The organism is Hymenobacter psoromatis, assembly GCF_020012125.1.
Taxonomy (GTDB): Bacteria; Bacteroidota; Bacteroidia; order Cytophagales; family Hymenobacteraceae; genus Hymenobacter; species Hymenobacter psoromatis.
In genome coordinates this window covers 2,188,854-2,215,252 of record NZ_JAIFAG010000001.1, presented here as the reverse complement: position 1 = coordinate 2,215,252, position 26,399 = coordinate 2,188,854, and the positions used below count along the sequence as shown (strand labels likewise).

Sequence of the window (26,399 nt, the reverse complement as noted above, 5' to 3'; positions counted from 1 at the left end):
GCACCTTTCGCGCAACCCATGCTTCGAGATAATGCCTTGGCGGGCAAAACGATTATTGTGACCGGCGGCGGCACCGGCCTGGGCCGGGCCATGACCACATATTTCCTGCAATTAGGGGCTAATGTGACTATTACCAGCCGCAAACTCGCTGTACTGGAGCAAACGGCGGCCGAATTGCAACAATCGACGGGTGGACGAATCCTGGCCCTGGCCTGCGACGTGCGGAAGTATGAGGAAGTGGAGGCCATGCTGGCGCGCACCTACGAGGAATTTGGCCGCGTAGATGTATTGCTAAATAACGCGGCAGGTAATTTTATCAGCCCTACCGAGCGCCTGAGCCACAAAGCCTTCGACGTGATAGTGGATATTGTGCTGAAAGGCAGCTATAACTGCACGCTAGCCGTGGGCAAGCGCTGGATTGCCGACCAGCAGCCCGGCACCATCCTCAATATTGTAACTACCTACGCCTCTGTGGGCTCAGCCTTCGTGGTGCCTTCGGCGGCGGCCAAGGCGGGCGTGCTAGCCCTCACCCGTTCGCTGGCCGTAGAGTGGGCCAAGTATGGTATCCGCTCCAATGCTATCGCGCCCGGCCCGTTTCCGACCGAAGGAGCGTGGAGCCGCTTATTTCCCGAGCCGCTGGCCAGTCAGCTCGACCCCGCCGCCAGCGTCCCACTTAAGCGGGTAGGGCAGCATCAGGAACTAGCTAATCTGGCCGCCTACCTCGTGTCTGACTTTTCGGCCTACGTCAACGGAGAAGTCGTCACCATCGATGGCGGCGAATGGCTCAACGGGGCCGGCGAGTTTAATAAGTTGCAAGCCCTGTCTCCCGACATGTGGGACCAAATCGAAAAAACCATGCGCCGCTAAGCAGTAGTCAGAGGTTATAGCCGGGAAAATTCCTGGCAAACTCCGTTGCCGGAATAGGCTGATTAGCTACTACGTTTAGAAACGTGTATTTTTCAAAAATACCTCGTTCATCGTATACCGTAACGGAGGTTGGCAGGTAGGTTTTTGCATTGATTACTAAAATAACCCGGCTGCCGTAGGCATTAGGAACCTGCAAAACCTGACCCTCTTTCAATGTAGCATCCACAGCGAGATTATTGCGTTCTAAGATGCGATATTCGCCGCAGCCGAAACGGTCTGCAATAGAGGTAATTGTTTCACCGCGCCCTACTCGGTAAGCCACGTACCGAAACTGCGGATAATCGGAGCGCATTACGTAACAGGGCTGTCCTTGCAGTACGCTATCGCCCGCGTAGCGAAACGTGTGGGTATACGTCGCATCCGAATGGCTATCCATTGCCAGCAGTTTGCCAATCGTGTCGTAGCCAACTTGCAATACTGTGTAATGTTGCCCCTTGCGCATCAGCGAGCCATTGGGATTGAGACTGAGGGTGAAATAGGGAAAAGCAGCCGGGTTTACCCAGGCATCCCCGTCATTCTGCCCTGCTACATAGAGAACCTCTATCGCTTTCTGCGTTTTAAGATATACTCGTAAAGGGCTGCTGGTCAATTTTACCGCCGTTGTACCCAGCACATGCTTCGTACCAATGCGCTCATCGCCAGCTATCACGCAGCGCAACGTTTTCAGCGATTCGATGGCGGCATTCAGTCGGGCTTTCAGCTGTTGGGTAGTGAGCGGCTCGACTGGCGGCACTAGTCGCGCGTGGCCAACACCACTCGCTAAAAAAAGAGAGCCAATCAGCCAATAGCGAAGCGAAGGCATCACGCATGAGTTCTTAAAGCTACCAACTAGTAAAGTCAGAAATTTATTTAAGACTAATGGATGGAAATTGAGCAGCCGCGCTGTCGAAAAGAAGGAACTCATCAATTTCAATCCTGCTAAAATATTTATGAGGCGGAAACTATTCAAGTAGGCTTATAATTTCCTCCTCATTATTAGCCCGCAGCGTTATCTAGCCACATCTACGGTTCGCGCTGCAAGCGTAAGATTCCAAAGCATGCTTGGCAAGCAATTTAGCAACCAAGACCCGATGGGTCAGAATAAGGAAAAGAATTCCTCATTAAGATGAGTAGGTAAACAAAAGGATAAATGCTGGCATGGATAAGAGTAATAGGAAATTATTCTTGCCACGCACATTACTTTGCTTTCTTACTCACTCACTCAAACAAAAAGCAGCCTTGCCACCAGAGCCCTATGAATGACCTAGCTCCGCGACGGGGGGTAGGGACTGGTCGCCACGCGCTAGGGCCGACGCGGTTAACTGGGCCGTACGCTGCTCCCACTCTCGAAAGCGAATAAGCTCTCCCTGAAATTTACTCAAAAACCAACTCACTAAGCTCAAATCATCTAAAAAACCAACCACCGGAATAAAGTCAGGCACAAGGTCGATTGGCGAGAGGACGTACAGCAATACAGCTAAGCCAGAAATAATGGTATTGGTTTCAATCGCCCGATATTCACCGGTGGCGTAAGCCCGAACCAAGCGCACCAACGTAAGCGCGACGTCAAATAACTGCTTAAACTTATTATCCTTGCTCTCCTCGCTCTTTAGTTTGTCAGCCGTTTCATTAAGGATGGTAATAATTTTAAAGGGGCGGCCTAATAGTTTAGTCGCACGATTTATAAAAAGGCTAAAAACGGCGTTTTTAGAAATTCGGAGGCCACGTTTTGTAAGGGATGACATGCAACGAAGGGGAGATGAAGCTGACCTGCTATTACGCCAGGGCCGGCAACTTTGTTCCCTATATCTAAGTCAGTGTTCTACCCTCAGCGCTCAAACAAGGGGGTAGTGCCACCCACCCAATCCTTATTTTTATTGAAGTCAACGCCAATCATTTCGCCCCGGCTAAGCCGAGCTAATCCTGCTACCAACTTGGGATACGCAGCGGCCTGTGGCCAGGTATACAATAGCCTGATTTCGCACTTAACCAAGCCATCCGGCGATTGAATGACGGGGGCATAAGTAACTTTCCGCTGTAATAGATAATTATCTTTGTCCGTAATGGCATCTAAATCCGCAGATGTAATATGCAGCTTTACTCCCGCCCCAGCAAAAGAATACAGGGGCTTCAGCACATAATTTTCCAGGTCAGCAGGATACGTAGTCAAGTCCTGCAAATAAAAGCTAGAAGGCGCATATTGGCTCTTAATAAGTGGCAGGGTAAATTTACTGATGCGAAAAAACCAGTTTGGGTGGCCCACCCAGGTAATATCTACCTCATCCAGTAGATTAAACGCAGGCCGCAAATTGGGGTAACGTGCCAATTCATCGAAAATAATGCGGTTGTAGATTCGCTTAATCTGAATTTCACGTCCATCTTTTATGTAAAATAATTGGCGGCCGCGCTTAATAACGTCTGGCAATGAAACAGCCTCAATTCCAAAGTATTTCTTAGTCAGCGCAAAATCTATTCTGGTTTTTTGCTGCTCAGGAAATAGCTCCAGCAGAATAACATGAGCCGGGTCTTCGCCACCCAGCAGTAGCTCTTTTAATTCAATTAAGTAAGCAGCTTGGTCGGTCACTTTCAAAAAGGGCGAAACTGTAGCCGCAATAGGATAATGGCGACTAAATACTTCCGGTAGATAAGCTTGGAAAGCGTAAAGCGAAGGAAAGCCCTGCATCTCAATAAGTTGCGGCTCCAATTCGCCTTGCTCATCGCGGCAAACGGCGAAGTCAAAAGTCAAAAATTCGGCGTGCGCATCTTCGTCCGGAACGCGCTGCCCCGCCGGAATAGCCGCCTCCGTTAACTGCTTGAAATCAGGCTCTTGTAGTACCTGTATAATGTCCTGCCCGGCCTTTATTAATCTATCGCGTAGTGCGGCCGGTACGAAAACGGGTGTTTCGGCTACTCTGAATTCTAATTGCCCAGGTAATTGCTGGTCAATATCCGCCAGCATTTGTTGGTAGCGCGCCGGCGAAAAAGCGGCATTAAATTGCTGGCGGGGCTCAGGAATCATAAGGGCTAAAAAAAGGGCGCGAACCTGCAGGATTCGCGCCAGTTTACGCATGCATGTTCGACAATAGCTAGCTTGCGAGAAGGTCTGCGCTAACCGCGGGCTCACGCAATGCCGCTAGCGCCCGCCGCAAAAATGTCGGGATAATAATGGACTCCGTTAGCTCAATAGTAGTAGGGTCGGCTAGCAGCCGCACCATCTCATCGTATTTATCCTCGCCGTAAGCAGTAATAACCTGTTGCTTACGCTCGTCCGTGAGCATGTAGCGCAACATACCCTCGCCGTCGGCCTCAGGATGAAACTGTGTGCCAATTACTTCGGGCGAAAAGCGTAGGCTCATAATTGCGCGGGCCAGTGGCACGTGCGGCCGCTCTTTTTCCAGGCACAATACTTTTATACCTAGCGTAAGTAGCCGTTCAGGGTGTAAATCAGTGAGCTGGTAATCACGCGAATCAACTACGAAAAATGGTTCTGGTAGCCCTGCAAAAACCGGCTCGGCCTGACCAGCCTCAGTCAAATGCACGGGTAGCACCCCAAAGGAAGTAGACTTACGCCTGCTCACTTCCCCAAGCCCTAAGTGCCGGCTTACCAACTGGAAAGAATGGCAGATGAGAAACAACTGCTTTTTGGACTCGGCCTGCTGATTATAGGTAAATAGCTCGTCAATAAAATTAAAATAAAGTGCCTCCCACGGCTCCCCTGAGGCCAGGGGGCTGCCAGGGCCACCACTCGAAATATAAATGTCGTAATCGAGCGTTGGTACGGCATTTTCTGCGCGCACATTAAATGTATGAACTAGAAAATCAACTTGATTATCGTCCGCTGCCCGTCGCAGCAATTGACGAATACAACGCATTCCTTCGTTAGGGAAATTATTATACATGTCTAAAATAGCAACCTTAAAATTATTCATAAATATAACTTAAAATTTGTCGAATTATCCGCGTTTTTTTGCGAAACGAAAGACAAAATTACGAACAATACTTGACTTGCGCTTTTTATAAGCCGTGCGTCGTTTCACTTAGAATATAATCTACCACTTTCGTTAGGTCGCCGGTTTGGTGGAAGACGGCCAGTTGGCGGTCAGCTCCCGTCCCCATTTCCAGCATTTTGAGCACGTATTCCACCTCGTGGCGGCTACCAAGCTCATCTACTACGTCGTCCACAAAATCGAGTAGTTCCAGAATAAGCTGGCGGGCCGGTTTTTCCTCTTCTGTACCAAAATCAATAAGCTGGCCATCAATCCCGTAGCGAGCGGCGCGCCATTTATTTTCCTTAATGAGCGAGCTACGGTAAAGCCGGAAGTTTAGATTTTGGCACTTGAGCTTATAAATTTTAGCCACTAACGCCTGCATTACGGCCGCTACCGCGATAGTTTCGTCGGGGCGCATCATCATATCGCAGATGCGGTATTCAATAGTGTCAAAAAACGGGTGCAAACGTAAATCCCACCAAATTTTCTTGCCGTTGTCTATGCACCCGGTTTTTATTAGCAGTGCAATAAACTCGTCGTATTCTGAAGCACTGCTAAAATAATCGGGAATACCTGTGCGTGGAAAACGTTCGAAAATCTTGGTTCTAAAAGACTTATAACCAGTCTCTCGGCCTTCCCAAAAAGGGGAGTTCGTGCTGAGTGCGAACAGGTGGGGTAGGAAATACCGCAGCGCGTTCATCATATACACGCCTATGTCGCGGTTTTCAATTCCCACGTGCACATGCATCCCAAAAACCAGGTTAGAGCGGGCAGCCTCCTGCAATTCTTCCACAATTTTATCGTAGCGGGCATCGGGCGTGATGGGCTGGTCCTGCCAGCGTGAGAATGGGTGAGTACCGGCCGCCGCTATTTTCAGCCCTACCCGGTCGGCCAACTCAATTACCTGGCGACGCAGGTGAAGTACCTCATGCCGGGCCTCCTGAATATTACGGCAAATGTTGGTGCCTACCTCCACCACGGCCTCGTGCATTTCGGCCTTCACCTGCTCGTGCAGCGTAATCTTGCCGTCTTCCACAATTTTCGACATGTGCGAGCGCAGTTCGCGCGTAACCGGGTCGATGGTCTGAAACTCTTCCTCGATGCCGAGGGTGAAAACGGGCTGGGACATATTGTAACGAAGGCTACGAGCTAGGAGCGGTTGGCTACTGGCGGTTAGAAGAATCGAAACCCCAGCAGCCAACCGCTGCCCAATTTAAGTGGCTGCTACTACTCATTCCTTTGGTTTGGGGGCTGCCTTTTTGACCTTAGCCGGCGCTTTGGCGGCTGGAACAGCCCCCGTAATGGGTTGGGCCTTGGGGCCGGCTGCTTTTTTGGGCGCGGCTGCCTTCTTAGCGGGTTTGGGTGGATTAGTGCCTAGGTCATTGGTTTCGTGCACCGCGTCGCCAACCTGCACGGAGCCGCGCCCGGCGGGTGCCGGGTGCCGGGCCGACTTCTGCACGAACGTGCCCCAGGTCAGGTTATCGTGGCCGGGCTGCTGGGCCTGGGCGCGGGTAATGGCCAGGTTAGCGGCGTGTTCCACTACCCACTCAAAATTCTCAGGTCCTACCGAGTTGATGTCAGCATCGGGGGCGGGGTTGCCAAAATCAATGGCGATAGGTACGCCGCCGCGCACTGCAAATTCCACCGTATTAAAGTCATAGCCCAGGCCCTGGCACAGCCGCAGGGTATAGTCCTTGACGGTAGCGAGAAGCTTTTGGCCGGCTTCGCCTTGGGTTTTCATCTCCGTCTGGTAGCGCTGGTGAGGCTCGTTGCGCGGCTCATAAGGCATGATGAGCACATCCTTACCACCCAGACAGTAGCAGCGGAAGTAGTCGTCAAAGTCAACCGCCTCCTGGTAGAGCATTACCAGTTGGCCGGTTTCGTCGTAGGCGCGCCAGGCTTCGTCGGGGTTATCCACTTTGTACACGCTTTTCCAGCCGCCACCCGAGTGGGGCTTCATGAAGGCCGGAAATCCGATTTTCTCAAACGCTTGGTGCCAGTCGAACATGCCTAGGTTGCGGAATGAGTTCTCGTTGGTATCGTTGGGACGGGCCTTGCTGGGTAGCAATAACGTTTTGGGCACCGGCACGCCTAGTTGCACGGCAAGGGCATTATTGAAGAATTTCTCGTCGGCGCTCCACCAGAACGGATTGTTAATCACGGCCGTACCCGTGAGAGCGGCGTTTTTGAGGTAGGCGCGGTAGAAGGGTACGTCCTGCGAGATGCGGTCGATAATGACGGCGTAGTCGGTAGCCACATTTTGCTCAACTTCCGCGATGCTGACAAACTCGGCCGTAATACCATCCACCGCCTTCTGGTTAACGCGGTCCACGAAAGCCTGGGGAAACGAATTTTCCTGGCCGAATAAGATGCCTATTTTTTTCATAATCTGAGTTTGGAACAGAGGTTCTAAGGGGTTGGAAGAGGGTAGGGGCCCAGCCGAACGGCCCAGGCTTTATGCTTTTACGGTGGCAACTGCCTAAAAGATAGTCGAAATGTAATCCGGGAACATGGCGCGCCACACGGGCCAGTCGTGGGTGCCAGGCCGCACGTCGAGGCGGTGCGAAATTTGCTTGTGCGAAAGAATGTCCGACATCTGGTAGTTAGAACCCTTGCAGAAGTCGTGCTCGGCAGTGCCCAGCACGATATTCATGCGGTGGAAATTATCATCCTGGGCATTGGGCATGTAGTCGAGCGGATTGTGGAAATACGCCTGCTCGTCGTAATGACCATTTAGAAACATACGAATGTCGAAGGCCGCGCCCATCGAAAACATATGCCCTACCTGATTGGGATGCCGAAAGGCAAAGTTCAGCGCCTGATAACCACCTAGCGAGCAGCCCGCTACCCCTATCTTATCCACCTGGCACTCTTGCTGCAAGCGCGGCACCAGCTCGTCGCTCACCATGCGGTCGTAGAGGCCGTGGTTGTGCACGCGGGTGCCGGGGTGCAAATGCTTAGCGTACCAGCTCCACTTGTCGCCGCTATCAATGCAAATAAGCTTGAGCAGGCGGTTTTCGATAAACCAGCGCACCGAGTCCACCAAGTGAAAATCTTTGGCCTCGTAATAGCGGCCGTTCGAAGTCGGGAAAATGAGGACGGGGTAGCCGTAGTCGCCCACAACCAACATTTCCAGTTCGGTGCCCAGGTGCTGGGAATAGAGGCGGCGGTATTCTTCGTGCAAAAGGCAGGGCCCGGTGGGGGAAGCGTGCGCGCCGGAACCGACCGCAAACTAAGCAGAAAAACCGAACAGCCCAGTAGCCCGCGAATGCGGCCGGGCGTGTTTATTTGCGAGCTAATGGCAGTTTTCCGGTTTCAGTCGCCGCGTGGGGCCACCGTGGAGGTGCGGCGCGATGAGTATTTATTTTCAGTGACCCTGGGCCGCCTCGTGCGCCTGGATGTGGTGTTGCCGCCGGGCTTTTCGGCGCGGGCCGCCGCGCCCTACCCCATCTTGTATCTGCATGATGGCCAGGACCTAGGGCGGCTGCGTCTGCCGGCCACCCTCAACCAGTTGTACCGGCGCGGCGAGCTGCGGCCTTTCGTGCTGGTGGCCGTGCACGCCGCCGACCGCCTCCAGGAATACGGCGTGGCAGCCCGCCCCGATTACCTGGGCCGGGGTAGCCGGGCGGCTCGCTACACCAACTTTATGCTCAAGGAGTTGCTGCCCTACGTGCAGGCCCATTACCACGCCACCGCCGACCCCGCCGAAGCCGTGGTGGCGGGCATGTCACTGGGCGGGCTCACGGCTTTCGACCTGGCTTGGCACCATCCCGAGACGTTTGGGCGGGCGGGGGCCTTTAGTGGCTCATTCTGGTGGCGGGGTAGGGGACTGCAAGATGGCTATACCGAGGCCGACCGCCTGATGCACAGCCTGGTAGCGGCGCGCCCGGCCCGGTCCGGCCAGCAGTTTTGGCTGCAAGCCGGCACCCACGACGAAACCAACGACCGCAATGGCAATGGTATCATCGATGCCATTGACGATACCCTGGACCTGCTGGCCACCCTGGCCGGGCAGGGCCTACCCCCCGCCGCCGCCCGCTACGTGGAAGTGCCCGGCGGCCACCATCACCCCGACACCTGGGGCGGTATTATGCCCGATTTTCTGCGTTGGGCATTCGGTACCAAAGAGTTAGTCGCACCCGAGCGGGCCGCCACCGAAAAGCTGCCGTTGCGCTGGCGCACGGGCGGGCGGCCCCTCACGCGCCGCCCGCGCGGGGCCGCGCGGCTCCACTTTCAGTATCTGCGGCCGGCGGCTACCTTTGCCGCCATGCCTACCCCCCCCTCGGCTACCCAAGCCCGGCCCGCGCCCGGTACTTACCTGCCTTATACCCAGGCGTATATCGACCTTGTGCCCCCTGGGATAGACCCGCTGGCCCAATTGCGCCAGCAGGCTGCTGAACTGCACCGCGAGCTGGCTAGTCTCAGCGAAGGTCAGACGCTGTTGCGCTACGCCCCCGGCAAGTGGACGCCCAAGGAAGTGCTGGTCCATCTCATGGATGCCGAGCGCATTTTTACTTACCGCGCCCTGCGCTTCGCCCGCGCCGATGCCCAGGAGCTACCCGGCTTCGATGAGAATGAGTTTGCTACTAACAGCGAAGCTAATGACCATTTAATGAGTGATTTGCTTACTGAGTACCACGCCGTGCGCGCCGCTACTTTGGCCTTCTTTGGGGGTCTGAGTGGCGGGCAGCTCGACCGGGCCGGGCGGGCAAATGGCGGCCCGGTGGCCGTGCGCGCGTTGCTTTACATCGTGGCTGGCCACGAGCAGCACCACCTGCGTATTTTGCGTGAGCGCTATTGGCCTGCCCTACCCTCACCTAAGTAACGAGCTGTTAGTTGACAGCTTTTATGCTAAGATTAACAGTGTTTTGCTGCCAGCATGATGACAGTTTAATTTCGAACGAACGCCCAATTCGCTGATTACCCCGGTGAACGCATAGCAAACGCACAACATTAGCCCCAAAAGCTGCGTTAGCTCGTCGCCCGCATAGTTTTCGCGTTCTTCATCTTCCTCCACCTTTACCCATTTTCACTCATGGCCAAAGCGCAAGACGCCCGCAAAGAAAAAAAGAAAGAGCCCGTTAAATCGACCAAAGAAAAAAAGGCTGAGAAAGACGAAAAGAAGGCCACTCGTGCCCGCAAGCAAGAATAGACCGCAGATTCAAGCGGATTTAGCAGATTTCACGGATACGCCGCTAGAGCGGCTGGCGGTGCTGACTTGCAATTTCTAAAAAATGAAAAGCCGCTTTATAAAGCGGCTTTTCATTTTTTAATGCGATGACGCAACGCCCGTAAAGAATGGCGCGTAGTCATCTGCTTTAGCGGCGCACCCATGAAATCTGCTAAATTCGCTTGAATCTGCGGTTATAGGGTATAATATGGCTCCTGCTCCTTGTCGTGGTAGCGTAGGTAGCCGTGCAGCGTGAGCTTGATGAGAGTGCGGTAGGCGCGGCGTCGGCTCACGTTGAGAAGTTTGGCGTATTCGGCTACCGTGATGCGCGGGTGCTTGGTGCGGAGGTAGTCGAGCACGCGCAACTCGTCTTTGCTGAGGGGGATTTTTTCGAGGTGGTCCTCGGGCTGCTGGGCCAATAGTTTTTCGGTGAGGGAGCTGGTTTGTACGCTTTCGTCGCGCACGCGCACGTAGCCGCGCCACTCGCCGGGGGCCACCTGGGCGCGGTGCGGCTTATTTTGGCTCTCGGGTACGCTCACTATCAGCACGATATGGTTGTCTTCGGTTTCGACTTCGCGGAAGTGAAGCGTCAGGGGTGGGTCTATGTAGTGGGCGGCGGCTTCGCGGAGCAGGTACATTTCCTCTTCGGCGTCGCGCACGCCCACTATCCGGCCATCGTCCTCCACGCCCACCAGCACCTGCCCGCCGTGCGTATTGGCCAGCGAAGCCAGCGTACGCGCGATGCGGGTTGGGTGCGTGGTCTTCTTCTTAAATTCGAGCCGCTCGCCTTCGCCTTGACTGATAAGTGCGCGTAAATTCATGGTTGGAAAGCCGTAGAGGCGCGACCCTTCGCATCTCTCACCGTTGAACACCAGTTCGTGGTTCTTGCGCCAAGAGATGCGAAAGGTCACGTCTCTGAGCGAATGGTTTTAGTGCCGCCCAAAGCACAAATGTGCCGCCTTCCCAACAGGAAAGCGGCACATTTGAGATAGTGCTTAAGGTTGTTCACTGAGTGAACGGAACAACACTACTTGCTAAACCTTACTTAATTAACCACTTAAAAAGGCAGGTCGTTGTCGTCGTCGCCGGCGATGGGCTGGGCCGTGGGCTGCGCACGCAGGTTGGGGTTCTGATTTTGGGCGGCGGGGCGGGCAGCCGCCTGCTGCTGGGGCTGGCTATACGAGCCGCCACCGCCGGCGGGCGCACCACCCGTAGCTGGCTCAATGCGCCAAGCCTCTAGGTTGGTGAAGTATAGCATCTGGCCGTTCTTGTTGAAGCCCCGGCCGCGCAGGTTGAAGGTCACTTTCACCTCGTCGCCCATCTTATAGGGGTCAATGAGGGCAGTTTTGTCCTGCACTAGCTGAAACTTAATTTGCTCGGGATATTGGCCATCCTGCACTTCAAGGACGAACTCACGCTTGCGGAACTTGTCGCTTACCTGCTGTTCGTCAAAGATTTCGTGCAGGCGGCCGGTTACGTCGTATGCCATCGGAAAGGGGAAATTTGGAATGAAAAAAACTAGAAGTCAAACCTACGAAAAAAAACCGAAGCCGGCCAGGTTTACGTTCGCCACGGGTGCGGGGGTAGGGTTATTTTCAAGTAGTTACTAGGGTGCTGGCTAAAAAAAATAGTGTTCAGCTGGCCCGGTGAGCTGGTGGGTTTGAATAGGTTAGCCGGGACCCGACTACTTTCTGGCCCCGGCTCAGCTGCCGCGTAGCGTTCTTGCGGCCGAAACGCACTTTATCAAGCCCTAAACAGATGTTCGCACTTGCTTTGCACGGCGGGGCCGGCACCATTGCCCGCGCTACCCTCACGCCCGCGCTCGAAGCCGACTACCGGGCCGCGCTGGCCGCCGCGCTGGTCACCGGTACGGCGCTGCTGGCCCAGGGCGCGCCCGCCCTCGATGCCGTGGAAGCCACCGTGCGCTACCTCGAAGACTGCCCGCTCTTCAACGCCGGGCGCGGGGCCGTGTTCACCCACGACGGCCACCACGAGATGGACGCCGCCCTCATGGACGGCGCTACCCGCCGGGCCGGGGCCGTAGCCGGCGCGCGCCAGGTGCAAAACCCCATCCGGGCCGCCCGCCTCGTGATGGACCAAACTGAGCACGTATTGCTGGCCTACCCCGGTGCCGACGAGCTGGCCCGCGAGCACGGCCTGCCGATGCAGCCGCCCGCGTATTTTTTCACCCAGCCGCGCTTCGACCAGCTGCAGGAAGCCATCCGGGCCGGCCGGATGCAGCTCGACCACGCCGCCAGCCCTACCCCCTCCGCCGACCCCAACTGGAAAAAAGGTACCGTGGGAGCCGTGGCCCGCGACCAGCGCGGCCATCTGGCTGCCGCCACCAGCACCGGCGGCATGACCAATAAGCGCTACTCGCGCATCGGCGACACGCCGCTCATTGGGGCGGGCACCTGGGCCGACGCGCGCTGCGCCATCAGCTGCACCGGGCACGGCGAGTTTTTTATCCGGGCTGTGGTGGGCTACGACGTAGCCTGCCTGATGGAATATAAAGGCTTGAGCCTGGCCGAGGCATGCCGGGTAGTGGTGCACGACAAGCTGGCCCCCGTGGGCGGCGAGGGCGGCCTCATTGCCGTGGATGCGGACGGCCATCTGGCCCTGCCCTTCAATTCGGAAGGCATGTACCGGGCCAGTCGCAACGCGGCGGGAGAGGAGCAGATTGCCATTTACGGCGACTGAGTGTGTAGCGCGAAGTTTCCACTTCGCGCTACTACGCGGCAAGGGCCGGTCAGCACTGCTGACCGGCCCTTGCCTTTCTCTTAAAACCAGGCTTATTGCTTATTCACGCGCACTACCTGCGGACCGTTGGCCGTGGCCAGGCGCACCAGGTACACGCCGGCGGGCAGGCTGCTGAGGTCGAGGGCTACCTGGGGGGTAGGCTCGGCCAGCTGCTGCCTGAGCACCGAAGCGCCCAGCACGGTGAGCACCTCGGCCTGGGTCACGTTGGCCCCGGCCCAGATGGTGACCAGCCCAGTCGTGGGATTCGGCACGGCCACGCCAGTCGCCGAAGTTCCGCCCGCTAGGGCTTCTACGGACACTACGGGCGAGTACGAGGCGGTACCATTCAGGTCAAGCTGGCGCAGGCGGTAGTAGGCCGTGGTGGTGGGGGCGTGCGCGTCCAGGAAGGTGTAGGCGCGCGTCGTGGCCGCAGTGCCCGCCGCGGCTACCATGCCCAGGGTAGCGAAGGTGTGGCCATCGAGGCTGCGCTCCACGTCGAAGCCGCGGCTATTGACCTCGCTGGCGGTGGTCCAGGCGCAGCGCACGGCCGCGCCGCTACGCTGCGCGCCGAAGCTCGTCAGCACGACGGGGAGGGGGCCGGCGGGCTGCGAAGAAACCCCGAACGGCGAGAAGGAGGTGATGTTAGAGCGCTTCACCACGAAAGGCCCAGCGTTCGGGCCCGTCACGCCAACCTCCGTATTGTAGCTATCCCAGGCTCCACCGGTGTAGTGGTTTATGTGGGCCGTGGCAGTTTTAAAGTTACCGCTGTTTTCGCTCATATTCCACTGGGTGGTCATGGTGACGTTGGCCGCGTTGGCGGGCACTTCTTTGCTCACGAGCCAGGTTTTATTCACTACCTGATTGGTAATGGCCGGGCCGTTAGGGGTATAGCTGGCATCGTAGCTGCTGTATACGTTATCAATCACCCGCACCTCAAACACGTCGTCGCTGTTACTCGTCGTTTGTTGCAGCGTTACGGGGGTGTAGGAAGTAAAGCTGCTACCTACCGGGAAGGCCACTTGCGTGCCCAAAGCTGTGGAGCTGGCGCGCGGCACTAGCATCCGTAGGCGGCCCTTGCCGCTGGTTACTACGTAGCCCGTAGCCGAGCCCGTAATACTACCCGAGCTGATGACTGTCAGGTCGTAGTCGCCTAGCACCAGGTTCGAGCCGCCACCCACCATGAGTATACCAGTCACAATGGTGCTGTTGAATAGGTTCTTAGGATTAGTACTAGGGTTGGAGCCACTGCCCGTAACCTTTAGGTTACTGTATTGATTAGGTTGAATAGAATGCGAGGTAGAGCCGCTATTATATTCTACAGTGCTGGTACTGGCCAGCGTCCCTAGGGTAAAACCAATTGGGCCGTTCGCAAGGGTGCGGCGAGTAACGAATAAGGAGCCTGGCGAAACATCGATTACACCGGCAATATTCTTTGTATAGTCTACTAATAGCGTTGCCGGGGCGCTTGCAGTACCAACCACTATTTTAGAGTTCGCACCGCTCACAGTCCAACTCGCCGTAGTCGGCGACGCTGTAGCGCCAATGCGGTCGGCGGTTGCATTAGAGCTAGGCGCAGCAACATAAGCCGGGTTGGTGCCGGGGCTGGCGCTCATAACGTAGAATATCTGATTGTCAGTGGTAAAGCTGCCAGGAGCCGTACCCGTGCCATCCATATTCTGGCCCCAGGTACCCAGAGCGCTCAGGTCGCCGGTCGTTTTAGAATAGAAGATACCCGTTTCCGGGGTCACTACCACGTCATCAATGCTGAGGCCGTTGCCGTTCGTAGTCGAGTTAAGCGCGTAGGCCCAGCGAATCATCACTTCCTGGCCCGGAGCCAGGTTGATACCCATAATGGTAGTAGAAACCAGGCGGCGGTTGGCGGCCGAGTTGCCATCGCGGCTGGTGAGAGCCTTAGTGGTGGTAGAGGGGGCCTTTACTTGCAGGGCGGGCACGCTGACCCAGGTGCCGGTAGCTTGCAGCAGGCTAGTTACCGAGGAGCCCGCCAGGTACGATACATCTACCTGAGCGGCATCCTGGCGGCCCGAATTGTACCACTGCTCCATCGCGTACTGCACCTCCAGGTTCTGGATGGTAACGCTCGACGCGTTCTTGAAGCGGATGCCTGCGTAGCCAATGCCATTCGCGGTGCTGAGCGCGGCGATGCCCCCAAAGGACCGGTCGCTGGCCCCCGCGCCGCTGGCGTAGCCGAAGTGATAGTAATTACCCGTGGCGTTGGAGCCGTCATTGGCAGAGATAGTGCCTGGCGCATAGTAATTGTTGGGCGCTGGATAGCCCGGAAACTCGGCCTCGGCATAAACCTCGGACGGGGAGTTGAGGTGGTTGCTCGTGAGTGCGACGTTGCCCGAAAGCGTATTAAAATCCTGCTTGTAAGAGCTGAGTCCACCAGCCGCATCGTTAAAGGTATAGTACTGCGCCTGTGTCGGCCTGGCTAGTAAGCTGGCGGCAATAAATAGAAGAGAAGCGTATAGTTTTTTCACGTAGAGAGGGCGATTCAAAAATGTTAGCTGGGTATAAGCTAAAGTCACCTCGAACTTGGGGCCATTCTCCGAGTTTCTTATTTAAAAAGTTATAAATTACATTTTTTTATAAGATAAGTACAGCAAACAGAAAAATTGCATCTATCTTAGATGAACATGGTATTAAAAAGCGTGGTCTCCCTAGCTAGGGAAGCCACGCTGTGCCAACAGGGGGTAGGGGGCCGGGGGGGCTACGCAACGGGTACGGCCGCCTCTTTACTGACGTAGAATTTGCGCTTTGTCATGCAGTACACGTTGCCCTTGGCCAGCACGTGCATCCGAATATTTTCGATAGACAGCGCGGTGCCTTTATGGGCGGCGGCAGCATTGTTGTGCGTAATATCGAAACCGTCTAATATAATCACTAGGTTCGACCCGATGGTTTCAACCAAGTGGCCATCGGTGATGAGCACGCCGGTGTCTTCGCCCAGTCCAATGCCGATGAGCTTGGGGTAGAGTGCCACCGCCTCAATAAGGCGGCCGAAGCGCCCGCGCTTCACGAAGTGCGAGTCTACGATGGCGGCGGGCAGCAGGCTCAGGCCGGTACCCATCTTCACAGCTCCTTTAAGCAGGGAATCGGGCACCGAGCCGCCGCGTATCATGTGCTGCGACATAGCCATCGCCCCGGCGCTGGTGCCGGCTACGACGAAGCCCGCCTCCTCGTGGTAGCGGCGCACGAGCAGCTGCAAAAAGTCGGTATCGCTGAACATCTCGCGCAGGCGCGACTGGTTACCCCCCGAAAACATCACTACGTCGGCCGCTTGCAGGCGGGCCAGGTAGTCGGGCTGCCGGGCATCGGTGGGCGTCCGAATATCCATGATGCCCACGTTGTGGCAGTTGAGCATGGCGAAGGAAGCCGTATAAATCGGGGCTACCTCGTGCGGAATCATCGAAGCCGTAGTCACGACCTCAATGCGCGGGTCTTCCTTGCCCGACTCGGACACGACGCGCTTTAAAATTCCCAACTCAAAAAAATTCAGGTAGTACTGGCGCTTGCTACGAACGGTGGGGTAGGTGCCCTTGTCCTCGTTGCCCCCAATGGCGATAAGCTTGCCGCGCGGAATAAGTTGTTTCAATGGTATAAGCCAAGCTGATTAGAAGAAGACAAAAGTACTACCGCAGGAGAGAGGGGTAGGAACTAGCAGTGCTTCGCGTTGCTCGTAATGACAGTTCCTACCCCTCCTTTACTCGTTCACCAGTTCGTCGAGCGTGCTCGTGACCACCGAGTGGTAATTGGGTCGCGCCTGCTGGTAGATGGCCCGCGCCCGGCCGCCCGGCGTGGCCAGCAGGGCGCGGTAGAGCGGTACCAAAAATTTGCGCCGGCCCACGTGCCGCAAAAAGTGTTCGAGTGCTGCGTCGGCCGGCGTATAGCCTGCGCGCAGCGCCAGCGGAAACCAGGCGGCCAGCAACTCGGCATTGCCGGAGGTAGTGAAGTGAAAGCTCTCGTCGAGCAGGGCCAGGTCGTCGGCCGAAAGGGTAGGGGGTAGGCCGCGCAGAAAGTGCTCCCACTCTTGGCTGACCCACTCCTTAGTTATAGGGCGTAGCGCGGCGGGCATAGCGCCAGCTGCCAGCCGGGCCAGCACGGCATCTACCGCCGCGAGGCGGGCCGACTGCGCCACGGGCGCGCCAGGCGGTAGGCCAGGGCTGTCGAGCCAGGCGGGCAGGTCGAGGTGGGCGGCCTCGGCGGGCGTGAGCAGGGTAGTGGGGAGGTAAGCTGCGAAGCGGTCGGTGCTCATGGCCTGAAACGCGAACCGGGCGAAGTACTCCTTGATAAATACATCGAGGCGCGGGCGGCCCACCAGCCCTTCAATAGTAAGGAGCAACAGACAGCCTTTTTCATAAGCGATGTCGTTCAAGCCGTCGTCGGGGTCGCGGCCGGCCAGGTGCAGGCGTAGGTGCGTGTCTGGGCTCTCAGGCCTCAACTCCTGAATGGTATGAGCTAGGTCGGCCTCGCCCAGCGCTTGCAGCATCTCGGCGTATGGCTGGCCGTAGAGCTGCCCCATAATGCGGCGCTCGAAGTACACCGTAAAGCCTTCGTTTAGCCAGAAGTCGTTCCAGGTAGCATTGGTTACCAGATTACCGCTCCACGAGTGCGCCAGCTCATGCGCGATTAAGCTGGTAAGGCTGCGGTCACCGGTGAGAATCGTAGGTGTTACAAATGTTAAGCACGGGTTTTCCATTCCGCCAAACGGAAAACTGTCTGGTAACATAAGTAAATCATAGCGTCCCCATCGATAAGGTCCATACAATTGTTCGGCGGTAATTACCATTCGGTCTAGCTCGCCAAATTCATAAGTAGCGCGGGGTAATGTAGCCAGCTCGGCGTACACGCCCGTGCGCTCGCTCAGCGGCGCGAAGTCGAGCCGACCCACGGCCAGTGCCAGCAGGTAGGCCGGCACCGGTTGCGGCTGCTGAAAGCGATAACGGCCATCGGGCGCGGTGGTCTGCGGGTTTTCGGCACTCATCAAGGCCAGCAATTGGCCGCGCTCTGTACCCATAAGCTCAATCTCTGCCTCGTAGGTGAAGCGCAGGCCCGGCGAGTCGGGGCAGGGCAGCCAGGTGCGCGCCAGGATGGCCTGCGATTGCGTGAATAGAAAAGGGTGCGTACCCGCCGTTTGGGCGGGCTCCAGCCATTGCAGCGCCGCCGCCTCGGGTGCGGTACAGTAGCTGACGCGCACGGCCGCTGTGCCCGCCGGCACCGCTATGCGCAGGGCCTGTCCTAATACTGAATCGGCGGGCCCCAGCTGGTAGCGGGCGGCCGGGCCATTGGGAGCGGCGCCCAGTTGCACGCCCTTAATCAGCAGGCCGCGGGTATCGAGCACCAGCTCGGCCGGGGCGGGGGTAGGGCCCCCGGCAAGCAGCCAGGTAGCGCTGCCGGCCAATGTGCGCTGCGCAAAATCAACGGTGAGTGCCAGGCGCAGGTGTTCGGCGCGCAGTGGGCTATCGGCGGCGTAGCTGTGCGGGTCGGGGGGTAAGGCGGGGGTAGGGAAGTCCATGAAAAAAACAATTCAAAAAGGAAACTGACTGGCTGGGCTGCGTCGCCTGGCTCAGGGGCTTGGCCCCGCCACCCAGGTCGTGGCCAACCCAGGGCTGCCAAAAAATACGGGAATCTGCCTGGCTCGGCCACATTGGATACCCCGGCTTCCGTCCGTTCTTTGCGCAGGCGATACGGACCCCAGTATAACCCACCCGGTGGCGGTTCAGTACAACCCGTATATTTCTTGCTGCCCTAGCGGGCGGGCCGTCAGTATTCGCCGCCCGGCTCATTGGCCATTTTTCCTTCCTAATGCCGCTTTTGCTCCGACTTCATTTTTTCTCCGTTACTCTCCTGCTGAGCCTACTCGGTGTGCCGGGCCTACTCGCCTCGTGCGGTAGCAATCAAACGGGCCAGGCCGACCAGGCCAGCTCTAAAACCGGTACGCGCGCCACTGCCGATACTGGCGGCCCCGAGCCGCACGTCGATAGCATATTCGTTACCCGAGCCATGCAAGCCGATGCCCGCTTCCGAGTGCAGGAACGCTGGGCGCGCAAATTTTACCGTGAGCGCCAGTTTCGGCTGGGCTGGTTTAAGCAAAATCAGCTCGTGCCTCAGGCCGCTACCTTCCTCACGGTGGTAGCTAAAGCAAAAGATGACGGTCTGGACCCTAAAAAGTATGATACCAAGCAGATAACTGATATAATGGCCGCGCTGAAAAGCGTAGGTCCAGACACCGCGCGCCGCAATCAGTTGGAGCGCAAGCTCGACGTTACGTTGTCAGGTAGCTATTTTACCTGGGCTTCGGACTACTATCGGGGCGTGGCCAACCCCCGCGATACCAAGAACGACGCCTGGAAAGTCAAACGTAATAAAATTAAGCTCGACCATGCCTTGATGACCATCTTGCGCGAGCGCGAAAGCACCTATCCTTACTACGATTTCGCCCCGCTGCACCCCGAGTATACTCACCTCAAAAAGGCGCTGGCGCTGCTACGCGCCCGGCAGGCGGCGGGCGGTTGGCCCGCACTGCCGGCCGCTACCAGCCTCAAGCCCGGCGCGGCCTCGCCCGCGGTGGGCCTGTTGCGCCAGCGCCTGCTGGGCGGCGAGGCCACCGGCCAAACGCCGGCCACGGTGGAAGCCACCGCCCGTCCCGTTAGCAACGTGACGGCCGCCCCGGCTGCCACCACCTACGACCCCGCGCTGGTCGCCGCCGTGAAAAACTTTCAGCGCGACCTCGGCCTACCCCCTACCGGCCTAGTGAGCGGCGAAACCCTGCGCCAACTCAACGTGCCCATTCAGGCCCGCATCAACCAGGTTATCCTGAACATGGAGCGCTGGCGCTGGCTGCCCAAAAAGTTTGAGCCCGATTATTTGATTGTGAACATTCCCGAATACCGCCTGCGGGTGTTTGAGGAGGGTAAGCAGGCGCTGACCATGCGGGTTATCGTGGGCAAAACACTCACCGCTACCCCCGTCTTCTCCGACAAGATGGAGTACGTGGTGCTGGCTCCGTACTGGAACGTGCCGTATAGCATTATCGACAAGGAGCTGCGCGCCAAACTCGTGACTAATCCCCACTACCTCGACCACCTCGATATGGAAGTAGTGAAGGGCTACGGCCGCCGGGCAACCAGCATCGACCCCACCAGCATCGACTGGGCCAACGTGACGCAGGCCAACTTCAAGTACACTGTGCGCCGCCGCCCTGGCCCCAAAAACGACTTAGGCGACGTGAAGTTTATTTTTCCCAACTCCGACGACATCTATCTGCACGATACGCCCCACGGTGAGCTTTTTTCGCAAACCAAGCGCAACTTCAGCCACGGTTGCGTGCGGGTGGAGGAACCTATAAAGTTGGCTACCTACCTACTGCGCAACAACCCCAACTGGGACCTGACCAGTATCCAGGATACCATTGCCGAACACCACGAGAAGTACATTACGCTAAAGGAAAAGCTGCCTGTTTACCTGGTCTACTTCACCGCCTGGGCTGATACCGACGGCCACGCGCACTTCCGCGACGATATCTACGGCCACGACAAGGCGCTCGCCAAAGAATATTTTGAGTAATCATAGTTTTTCGCCTCAACTGAGTATCCAGCTTTATCGGCTTCCCATTAATTCAAAAGCCTCACCATCCTCTTGGTGAGGCTTTTTTGTGCTAACAAATGATGAGGGACTAGGGAAAATTACCGCTAATAAAGTTGAGTTACAATTGTATGAATGGTTAATTGACTAGGTTCGTCAGCGAAGTAAATCTATTCTTTTTAGGAATGTAAACAGAATAGATTTACTCATTATATTACTTTTGTAATTAGGTGGATGCGACTGGGTAAAAACCAAACGAAGGTAACGTACCGTACATTTGTGAAACAAAAGCATAGTATGGTAACTCGCATTCGGCAACTGCTGGAAGAAAAGCAGCTAACTCCCACCCAGTTTGCCGACCTTATCGGCATTGGTAGGCCCGTCGTAAGCCACATCCTGAGCGAGCGCAACAAACCCAGCCTAGAGGTAGTGCAGCGAATTATTGATGCTTTTCCCGGAATGTCCCTACCCTGGCTACTCAGAGGTACCGGCCCGATGCTGGTCGAGGGTGGTAATACTCCTATACCACCCACTTCCTCTAATAAGGAGGCCGCTGAGCCGGCGGCCGAAAAGGCAGCAGCTACTGCTGCTCCTACCCCGCCAATTGAAACCTTGCTAGCTACGCCTACCCCCACGGTAGCGGCCAAGCCAAGCAGTCAGGCAGCGGTGGTACCAGCGCCGAAGACTAACGCAGCTAGCTTCCCGCCGACTTTTTTCGCGGCAGCTGCGGCTCCGCCAGCTATCCCCAGGCCCTTTCGGGTTGCTCCTTCAATACCCACGGCAGTCTGGGCACCACCTTCCGCCGTGCCGGTAGCCCCTTTGCAGGGCGCGGGCGAGATGCTTACCCCCGCAACTGGGACTCGCGCTCCTACAAGGTTCTTACCGGAGCCGGGGGGGGTAGCCAGCCCGGCAGTTGCCTCGGCCGGCCCACCAACCGCGGCTCAGCTACCCTTTCCTGTGGAGTTAGGGAAGGGTATCCGGCGCATCGTTATCTTTTATCACGACGGCTCCTTCACCGACTATCAGCCCGAGGCATAGCCGCACCCGCTTGACATGGGAGGCGGCTCGCCTTCTGGCATAGGGCTTGCTCCTTAGTATGCAGCTACCCATTTGCCAGGTTATTGCTAAACGGGTTTGATGCGAAGCAGCTTTGGTCCCGTCCTAGCTGCTTAGGCCATACCGGCGTTAGTCACAGCAGAATTAACGCCAAACGGACTCAGCAGTAGGGCTTCCTGTTGCCTCCAACTGCTGCTAATGCGACTAGCGATACTCCCTAACCTTGGTAGCAGTCTATTTTAGCAGGCACAAGCGCTCCGCTAATCGCTTTTGCTTGCACTTTAAACGGAATAATGCAACTTATGGCACTAAGAATTTTATTGGATTAGCAAGTATAAAAACAGCAGCTGGGTGGCCCCGTAACCGTCCTATAAAAATAGGTTTAGTAATGTTACTGGGTGCGAGGTTAAAAGAAGCTTTTTATTTTTATTTTTATTAATTAATCTGTTGTATTTCAGTTAATTAATTTATAAAGTATCAAGAAGAAGTTAACTTAATTGACCATCCCTAAAGTTACCGTTATTTATTCCTTAAGTACAATGTGTATTTAATGAAATTTCTAATGATTATGATGCCCCTTGTTACTAAAAGTATTAACTAACAACTGACTGTGATAAAGTCAATATTCTGCCGCTAATACAATGAGCGCCATTTGCCGATGCAGGCTCATTTGGAGTGCTTGAAACCCTACTCAATTGGCCGAAAGCTTGCTTTTCTAGCCAGCTAGCCAGCATAGCACGTAGGTAGGTGCCAGACAGATTGAAAGATAAATGGCCGGCTGGCCAACAGGAGGTCCTAAGGAGAAATTGAAAATTATTAACCAATTGTAAATAAGGGGCGCGCTGGTTACTGGTCTACCTGGCGGGCACGGCTGAAGTGGTGCACTAACTGGGGCCGCGTATTAATAAGTGGGTTTCGCGAGGCTAGCTCAGTAAAAAACTTATTAAAAAAGTAGGGAGGATAGGTCGTTAAATAGCGGGGTGCCTTTTAGCGTTAGCCTCGCCGGCCGTACCTTCGCAGTATGAAAAGCCTGCGCACCTACTCCCTATTGCTAGCCGCCAGCACGGCCTTGTTTCTAACCGCTGCCTGCTCCACAGGCCCCGATGCCGAGAAAGACCCCAGCGCCGATGCCGCCTACAAGCGGAGCCATCGGACTGATGAGTACCGCAAAGCCCAGCGCAGCGACGTCAACTACTAAGTGAAGGGTACGCTACCCGCGCTCCCACCAGTATACTAACCTTTTCAACGACCAAGCCCCGGCTACGCACATTGCGTAGCCGGGGCTTGGTCGTTGAAAACAGTAGGGTAGGCTTTAAGAGTCCGCACGGGCAAAGGCCAAGGGACTTCCCGGCTCGGACCGCGAAAATTCTGCGTTGCTATCTAAGCCTCAGCCAGGGCCGGCTCGGCGAAGTTGGGGAGGGGTAGGGCTTCCACGAGCTGGCGCTCCAGCAGGTCAGCCCAGGTACGCAGGTACAGCACTACATCGTCGCGCTGGTTGTGGCGCAGGGCGTTGCGGCGCTCAAACGGAATGCCGTGGCGCACGGCCGGGTCGCCGAGCTTTTCGAGGTGCGTCAGGTCCTCGCGCGAGAAGCCCAAGGCTAGCATCTCATCAATGGTCTGGTCGAAGGGTAAGCCGCTGGTGGGGCAATAGTCCACAAGCTGGCGCTCCCAGTCGCCATAGCGTTGCAAAGCCTGGGTGTGAATCTCGGCCTTGGTGAGGCGCGTGACGGTCTGGGCCAGGTGGCCGCAGTTGCAGCTGCCCATGTGGCCCCACTGGTAGGGAGCTTCGGCGGCCAAGCGGCGGGCGGTGTCGCGCAGGGCCTGAATGAGGGATAAGGAAACGCGGGAAGTCATAAATAGGGGTCTGAAAAACGGCGTTAAGTTAACACGTCAAGAACTACTTAAAAAAGCCCAACGAGCGGATTTTTGTTTCCTCAATAACTCAAAAAAACGGAATTCCCGCGCCATTTAGTGGCACGGGGATTCCGTTTTTTTGAGTTGGCGCATTAGCTGGCAGTCGAGCCGGCCTTGGCAAACCGGCTACTACTGTCGGTTAGCTAGGGCGGCGGCCGCCGCCCTCACTGCGCCGGCCTTGATACGAGCCGCCGCTGCGCGCCCCGCCGCCCGAAGTCGAGCGCTCGCCGCTGCCCGCCGCTTGCGGCCTACCCCCGCTGCGGTGCTCGCCGCGCCCGCCGCCCGAAGGGCCGCCACTGCGGCCCTGGCTACTGCCGCCGCGCCCGTCGCGGGCCGGCCGGCCCGCCGGGCCTTTGGGCCGGATAATGCGCTCATTACCTGTTAGCGAAACAGGAGCAACGCTGTTTGTAGTAAAGGGGTGCTCCTTATCGATGTCGAGCTGCTTGCGGATAAGCTTCTGAATATCTTGTAGATACGCGCGCTCTTCTTCCTCTACAAATGTAAACGCGGTGCCGAAGGCTCCGGCCCGGCCGGTGCGGCCAATGCGGTGCACGTAGGTTTCGGGCTCGTTAGGCACCTCGTAGTTGATAACGTGAGTCAGGTCGTCCACGTCGATGCCGCGGGCGGCGATATCGGTGGCTACCAGCACGCGGGTGGTGCCGGCCTTGAAGTTGCTGAGTGCCCGCTGGCGATGGTTCTGGCTCTTGTTGCCGTGGATGGCCTCGGCCGCAATCTGAGCCTTCTCCAGCGTTTCGGTCACCTTATTGGCCCCGTGCTTGGTGCGGGTAAAGACCAGCACACGCTTGATAGCGGGGTCTTTCAGGACGTGGCGCAGCAGGGCCGGCTTGTCGTTCTTATCCACCAGAAACACCGATTGCGTCACCGTATCGGCGGTGCTCGACACGGGCGTAACAGCCACCTGCACCGGGTTGGGGCGTAGGATGGTGGCCGATAGCTCCTTAATGACGTTCGGCATGGTAGCCGAGAAGAACAGGCTCTGGCGGCTGGCCGGCAGCTTGGGCAAAATCCGCTTAATGTCGTGGATAAAGCCCATGTCCAGCATCCGGTCGGCCTCATCGAGCACGAAAACCTCGACGTGCTGCAAGTTGACGTAGCCCTGGTTCATCAAATCGAGCAGGCGGCCGGGCGTGGCCACCAGGATTTCGACCCCGCGCTGCAAGGCTTGCACCTGGGGATTTTGCCCTACCCCCCCAAAAATAACCGTCGAGCGCAGCTGCGGTAGGTGGCGGCCATAGGCCTTAAAGCTCTCGCCAATTTGAATGGCCAACTCACGGGTGGGCGTCAGCACCAGGCAGCGAATGCGGCCGCGCGGGCCCTGGCCGGCCTTCTGGGTCAGGGAAGTTTGGTGCAGCGTCTGGAGAATGGGCACCGAGAAGGCAGCCGTTTTGCCGGTGCCCGTCTGGGCCACGCCCAGTAGGTCGTGCCCTTCGAGCACCTGCGGAATGGCCTGCTGCTGAATGGGCGTGGGGGTGGTGTAGCCTTCCTCGCTCAGGGCGCGCAGGATGGGCTCAATCAGGTTGAGTTCGTTGAAAGTCATGGGGGTAGGAGCCACCCGCCGGTGGGCAGTGGCCGGGGCGGAGGCCATCGGCAGCCCGCGCTAAAGCAAGAAAAGAAAGGGAAAATTGCCTGCGCCGGGCGTTCAAACAACGCCGCGGCGGGCCGGTGGCCGTATACTTACGGCCAGCAGCCGGTCCGATTTGCCGGGCTGCCTTCGGCGGCAAAGGTACCGCTTAAATCCCCAACCCCATGCAAATAGTTCACCGCGCGGTCGCTTACGACGGCCACTTTAAGCTCAACCAGCTCACGATTAAAACCGACGAAGGCAAAGAATTACCCCGCGAGCAGTTCGCCCCTGGCCACGCCGTGGCGGCGCTGGTCTACGACACGCAGGCGCACCAGTACCTGCTTACCCGGCAGTTCCGGTTCGGGGCCGAGCGCGAATTACTCGAAATCGCGGCCGGCATGATTGATAAAAACGAGAGCCCCGAAACCGCCGTGCGCCGCGAGATTCATGAGGAGTTGGGCTACGAGATTGACCAGCTAATTCCCATCGTCACCATGTGGCCCTCGCCCGGTACCAGCGCCGAAACCATCGCCGTATATTACGCCGAGGTGAGCCGCCAAACCGGCCCCGGCGGCGGCCTGGCCGCCGAAAACGAATCCATTGAGCTAGTGCGCCTCTCGCGGGAAGCCTTGTTGAAAGAGCCGTTGCAAGATGCCAAAAGCTTATTAGCCGTTCAGTGGGCGCAGCTACATAAGTGACTAAAATAAAAAAGGACGGTCATGCTGACGAAGGAAGCATGACCGTCCTTAAAAGTTCGCCTTACTGCGGCGTAAGCTGGTATTCAAACTGCTGGCGCAGGCGCGTATCTGTAATCACGAGTGTGAGCGGCCCTGCGGCCGGGTCAAGCTTAATAAAGGGGATAAGCTGCTGATTCTGATATAAATCGCGGCCGTAGAAGCGGCCGGTGCCGGGCCGGGGCGTGGCCGTGAATACTTCCTTGCCATCCTTGGTACGGGCCGAGAGGGTGAGCAGCGACGGGTCGGCGTTTTTGGGACCCTGGCGGCGGATGTTGAGCACCAGCGCGCCGCCGGGGGGTAGGGCGGCCAGCCGGCGCTGGTAAGTGGAGTCGGCCCAATTGTGGATTTTGCGCAACTCGCTGATTTCAAATAGCATCTCGGCTGGCGAGCGGTAGCAGACGTGGGTGTAAGTGCCCGTGATGTCGGCATCCTCATCCGTGTTCTTGGTAATATTAGCCACCACCGGGCACTCTGGGTTTTTTTGGGCAAACATGTAGCGCTTGCGGGCCGGGCCGTTGGGGCTTTGGGCGTGGGCCGCCGTGGCCCCGCCCAGCAAAGCCAACACGAAGCTGGCGCGTAGAACAGTATAGAATTGCATTTTAATGAGAAAATAAATCAGCTAATGAAGATGGCTGAATCAGGACGGTACAAAGAACGGTCAGCTTTCGCAAAGGTCCAGCTTGCCCCCGTAAATTGGGCTA

At 56.9% G+C, this 26,399-nt stretch carries 22 protein-coding genes; 7 read left to right on the top strand and 15 right to left on the bottom strand.

Going from position 1 to position 26,399, the window contains the following annotated elements; translation table 11 throughout:
- The first annotated feature begins 18 nt into the window (after positions 1 to 18).
- A complete protein-coding gene (locus tag LC531_RS09575) occupies positions 19 to 867 on the top strand; it encodes an SDR family oxidoreductase (RefSeq protein WP_223650073.1) in 849 nt (282 codons plus the stop codon).
- A 7-nt stretch (positions 868 to 874) separates the two neighbouring features.
- Here LC531_RS09575 and LC531_RS09570 read toward each other — a convergent pair whose 3' ends face one another.
- The 7 genes from LC531_RS09570 to LC531_RS09540 all read right to left on the bottom strand — a co-directional run bounded on the left by LC531_RS09570 (position 875) and on the right by LC531_RS09540 (position 8,079).
- Positions 875 to 1,876 (bottom strand): LysM peptidoglycan-binding domain-containing protein, encoded by a 1,002-nt coding sequence (locus LC531_RS09570; RefSeq protein WP_223650072.1) that lies wholly within the window; start codon positions 1,874 to 1,876, stop codon positions 875 to 877.
- Between the two features lie 283 nt (positions 1,877 to 2,159).
- Positions 2,160 to 2,651: a YkvA family protein gene (locus tag LC531_RS23005; protein ID WP_416138909.1), complete on the bottom strand. Its 492-nt coding sequence runs from the start codon at positions 2,649 to 2,651 to the stop codon at positions 2,160 to 2,162.
- Between the two features lie 83 nt (positions 2,652 to 2,734).
- Positions 2,735 to 3,925 (bottom strand): hypothetical protein, encoded by a 1,191-nt coding sequence (locus tag LC531_RS09560; RefSeq protein ID WP_223650071.1) that lies wholly within the window; start codon positions 3,923 to 3,925, stop codon positions 2,735 to 2,737.
- Between the two features lie 67 nt (positions 3,926 to 3,992).
- Entirely contained in the window at positions 3,993 to 4,835 is an 843-nt protein-coding gene (locus LC531_RS09555; RefSeq protein WP_223650070.1) for a type 1 glutamine amidotransferase, read from the bottom strand.
- 85 nt (positions 4,836 to 4,920) lie between these two features.
- On the bottom strand, positions 4,921 to 6,024 hold the full coding sequence (locus LC531_RS09550; RefSeq protein ID WP_223650069.1) for a carboxylate-amine ligase: 1,104 nt from the start codon (positions 6,022 to 6,024) through the stop codon (positions 4,921 to 4,923).
- A gap of 102 nt (positions 6,025 to 6,126) precedes the next feature.
- Positions 6,127 to 7,281, bottom strand: a complete 1,155-nt coding sequence (locus LC531_RS09545) for an ATP-grasp domain-containing protein (RefSeq protein ID WP_223650068.1) — start codon at positions 7,279 to 7,281, stop codon at positions 6,127 to 6,129.
- 93 nt (positions 7,282 to 7,374) lie between these two features.
- The gene (locus LC531_RS09540) at positions 7,375 to 8,079 is read right to left on the bottom strand and encodes an alpha/beta fold hydrolase (protein WP_223650067.1); all 705 of its coding nucleotides are present in this window, start codon (positions 8,077 to 8,079) and stop codon (positions 7,375 to 7,377) included.
- Positions 8,080 to 8,193: 114 nt separating this feature from the next.
- On the opposite strand from LC531_RS09540, the gene LC531_RS09535 reads away from it, so the two are divergent.
- Positions 8,194 to 9,720: an alpha/beta hydrolase-fold protein gene (locus LC531_RS09535; protein WP_223650066.1), complete on the top strand. Its 1,527-nt coding sequence runs from the start codon at positions 8,194 to 8,196 to the stop codon at positions 9,718 to 9,720.
- A gap of 539 nt (positions 9,721 to 10,259) precedes the next feature.
- Here the strand turns inward: LC531_RS09535 and LC531_RS09530 are convergent.
- The gene (locus tag LC531_RS09530) at positions 10,260 to 10,886 is read right to left on the bottom strand and encodes an RNA-binding domain-containing protein (protein WP_223650065.1); all 627 of its coding nucleotides are present in this window, start codon (positions 10,884 to 10,886) and stop codon (positions 10,260 to 10,262) included.
- 236 nt (positions 10,887 to 11,122) lie between these two features.
- Entirely contained in the window at positions 11,123 to 11,554 is a 432-nt protein-coding gene (locus tag LC531_RS09525) for a DUF3127 domain-containing protein (RefSeq protein WP_223650064.1), read from the bottom strand.
- 269 nt (positions 11,555 to 11,823) lie between these two features.
- Between LC531_RS09525 and LC531_RS09520 the strand changes: the two genes are divergently transcribed.
- A complete protein-coding gene (locus LC531_RS09520) occupies positions 11,824 to 12,765 on the top strand; it encodes an isoaspartyl peptidase/L-asparaginase family protein (RefSeq protein WP_223650063.1) in 942 nt (313 codons plus the stop codon).
- Positions 12,766 to 12,857: 92 nt separating this feature from the next.
- On the opposite strand, the gene LC531_RS22895 is transcribed toward LC531_RS09520, so the two are convergent.
- The 3 genes from LC531_RS22895 to LC531_RS09505 all read right to left on the bottom strand — a co-directional run bounded on the left by LC531_RS22895 (position 12,858) and on the right by LC531_RS09505 (position 18,337).
- The gene (locus LC531_RS22895) at positions 12,858 to 15,302 is read right to left on the bottom strand and encodes a T9SS type A sorting domain-containing protein (RefSeq protein WP_223650062.1); all 2,445 of its coding nucleotides are present in this window, start codon (positions 15,300 to 15,302) and stop codon (positions 12,858 to 12,860) included.
- A gap of 230 nt (positions 15,303 to 15,532) precedes the next feature.
- Positions 15,533 to 16,417 (bottom strand): cyanophycinase, encoded by an 885-nt coding sequence (locus LC531_RS09510; RefSeq protein ID WP_223650061.1) that lies wholly within the window; start codon positions 16,415 to 16,417, stop codon positions 15,533 to 15,535.
- 108 nt (positions 16,418 to 16,525) lie between these two features.
- A complete protein-coding gene (locus tag LC531_RS09505) occupies positions 16,526 to 18,337 on the bottom strand; it encodes a M1 family metallopeptidase (RefSeq protein ID WP_223650060.1) in 1,812 nt (603 codons plus the stop codon).
- A 299-nt stretch (positions 18,338 to 18,636) separates the two neighbouring features.
- On the opposite strand from LC531_RS09505, the gene LC531_RS09500 reads away from it, so the two are divergent.
- From LC531_RS09500 to LC531_RS09490, 3 genes are all read left to right on the top strand, one after another.
- Positions 18,637 to 20,388, top strand: coding sequence for a L,D-transpeptidase family protein (locus tag LC531_RS09500; protein ID WP_223650059.1), 1,752 nt, complete (start codon positions 18,637 to 18,639; stop codon positions 20,386 to 20,388).
- 315 nt (positions 20,389 to 20,703) lie between these two features.
- Entirely contained in the window at positions 20,704 to 21,444 is a 741-nt protein-coding gene (locus LC531_RS09495; RefSeq protein ID WP_223650058.1) for a helix-turn-helix domain-containing protein, read from the top strand.
- A gap of 1,039 nt (positions 21,445 to 22,483) precedes the next feature.
- Positions 22,484 to 22,660 carry a hypothetical protein gene (locus tag LC531_RS09490; RefSeq protein ID WP_223650057.1) on the top strand — a complete coding sequence of 59 codons (177 nt, stop codon included), beginning with the start codon at positions 22,484 to 22,486 and terminating at the stop codon, positions 22,658 to 22,660.
- Positions 22,661 to 22,842: 182 nt separating this feature from the next.
- Here LC531_RS09490 and LC531_RS09485 read toward each other — a convergent pair whose 3' ends face one another.
- Both LC531_RS09485 and LC531_RS09480 read right to left on the bottom strand, forming a co-directional pair.
- Complete coding sequence (locus LC531_RS09485; RefSeq protein WP_223650056.1) at positions 22,843 to 23,316, bottom strand: hypothetical protein; 474 nt, start codon at positions 23,314 to 23,316, stop codon at positions 22,843 to 22,845.
- Positions 23,317 to 23,515: 199 nt separating this feature from the next.
- Complete coding sequence (locus LC531_RS09480; RefSeq protein ID WP_223653919.1) at positions 23,516 to 24,934, bottom strand: DEAD/DEAH box helicase; 1,419 nt, start codon at positions 24,932 to 24,934, stop codon at positions 23,516 to 23,518.
- Positions 24,935 to 25,143: 209 nt separating this feature from the next.
- On the opposite strand from LC531_RS09480, the gene LC531_RS09475 reads away from it, so the two are divergent.
- Positions 25,144 to 25,659 (top strand): NUDIX domain-containing protein, encoded by a 516-nt coding sequence (locus LC531_RS09475; RefSeq protein WP_223650055.1) that lies wholly within the window; start codon positions 25,144 to 25,146, stop codon positions 25,657 to 25,659.
- A 61-nt stretch (positions 25,660 to 25,720) separates the two neighbouring features.
- On the opposite strand, the gene LC531_RS09470 is transcribed toward LC531_RS09475, so the two are convergent.
- Complete coding sequence (locus LC531_RS09470) at positions 25,721 to 26,296, bottom strand: hypothetical protein (RefSeq protein WP_223650054.1); 576 nt, start codon at positions 26,294 to 26,296, stop codon at positions 25,721 to 25,723.
- Between the last annotated feature and the right edge of the window lie 103 nt (positions 26,297 to 26,399).

What these genes read in the sequence shown, in the direction of transcription:
- LC531_RS09575 (WP_223650073.1), top strand. Translation starts at nt 19, where the DNA reads ATGCTTCGAGATAATGCCTTGGCGGGCAAAACGATTATTGTGACCGGC.
- LC531_RS23005 (WP_416138909.1), bottom strand. Translation starts at nt 2,651, where the DNA reads ATGTCATCCCTTACAAAACGTGGCCTCCGAATTTCTAAAAACGCCGTT.
- LC531_RS09560 (WP_223650071.1), bottom strand. Translation starts at nt 3,925, where the DNA reads ATGATTCCTGAGCCCCGCCAGCAATTTAATGCCGCTTTTTCGCCGGCG.
- LC531_RS09555 (WP_223650070.1), bottom strand. Translation starts at nt 4,835, where the DNA reads ATGAATAATTTTAAGGTTGCTATTTTAGACATGTATAATAATTTCCCT.
- LC531_RS09550 (WP_223650069.1), bottom strand. Translation starts at nt 6,024, where the DNA reads ATGTCCCAGCCCGTTTTCACCCTCGGCATCGAGGAAGAGTTTCAGACC.
- LC531_RS09545 (WP_223650068.1), bottom strand. Translation starts at nt 7,281, where the DNA reads ATGAAAAAAATAGGCATCTTATTCGGCCAGGAAAATTCGTTTCCCCAG.
- LC531_RS09535 (WP_223650066.1), top strand. Translation starts at nt 8,194, where the DNA reads ATGGCAGTTTTCCGGTTTCAGTCGCCGCGTGGGGCCACCGTGGAGGTG.
- LC531_RS09530 (WP_223650065.1), bottom strand. Translation starts at nt 10,886, where the DNA reads ATGAATTTACGCGCACTTATCAGTCAAGGCGAAGGCGAGCGGCTCGAA.
- LC531_RS09525 (WP_223650064.1), bottom strand. Translation starts at nt 11,554, where the DNA reads ATGGCATACGACGTAACCGGCCGCCTGCACGAAATCTTTGACGAACAG.
- LC531_RS09520 (WP_223650063.1), top strand. Translation starts at nt 11,824, where the DNA reads ATGTTCGCACTTGCTTTGCACGGCGGGGCCGGCACCATTGCCCGCGCT.
- LC531_RS09505 (WP_223650060.1), bottom strand. Translation starts at nt 18,337, where the DNA reads ATGGACTTCCCTACCCCCGCCTTACCCCCCGACCCGCACAGCTACGCC.
- LC531_RS09495 (WP_223650058.1), top strand. Translation starts at nt 20,704, where the DNA reads ATGGTAACTCGCATTCGGCAACTGCTGGAAGAAAAGCAGCTAACTCCC.
- LC531_RS09490 (WP_223650057.1), top strand. Translation starts at nt 22,484, where the DNA reads ATGAAAAGCCTGCGCACCTACTCCCTATTGCTAGCCGCCAGCACGGCC.
- LC531_RS09485 (WP_223650056.1), bottom strand. Translation starts at nt 23,316, where the DNA reads ATGACTTCCCGCGTTTCCTTATCCCTCATTCAGGCCCTGCGCGACACC.
- LC531_RS09480 (WP_223653919.1), bottom strand. Translation starts at nt 24,934, where the DNA reads ATGACTTTCAACGAACTCAACCTGATTGAGCCCATCCTGCGCGCCCTG.
- LC531_RS09475 (WP_223650055.1), top strand. Translation starts at nt 25,144, where the DNA reads ATGCAAATAGTTCACCGCGCGGTCGCTTACGACGGCCACTTTAAGCTC.
- LC531_RS09470 (WP_223650054.1), bottom strand. Translation starts at nt 26,296, where the DNA reads ATGCAATTCTATACTGTTCTACGCGCCAGCTTCGTGTTGGCTTTGCTG.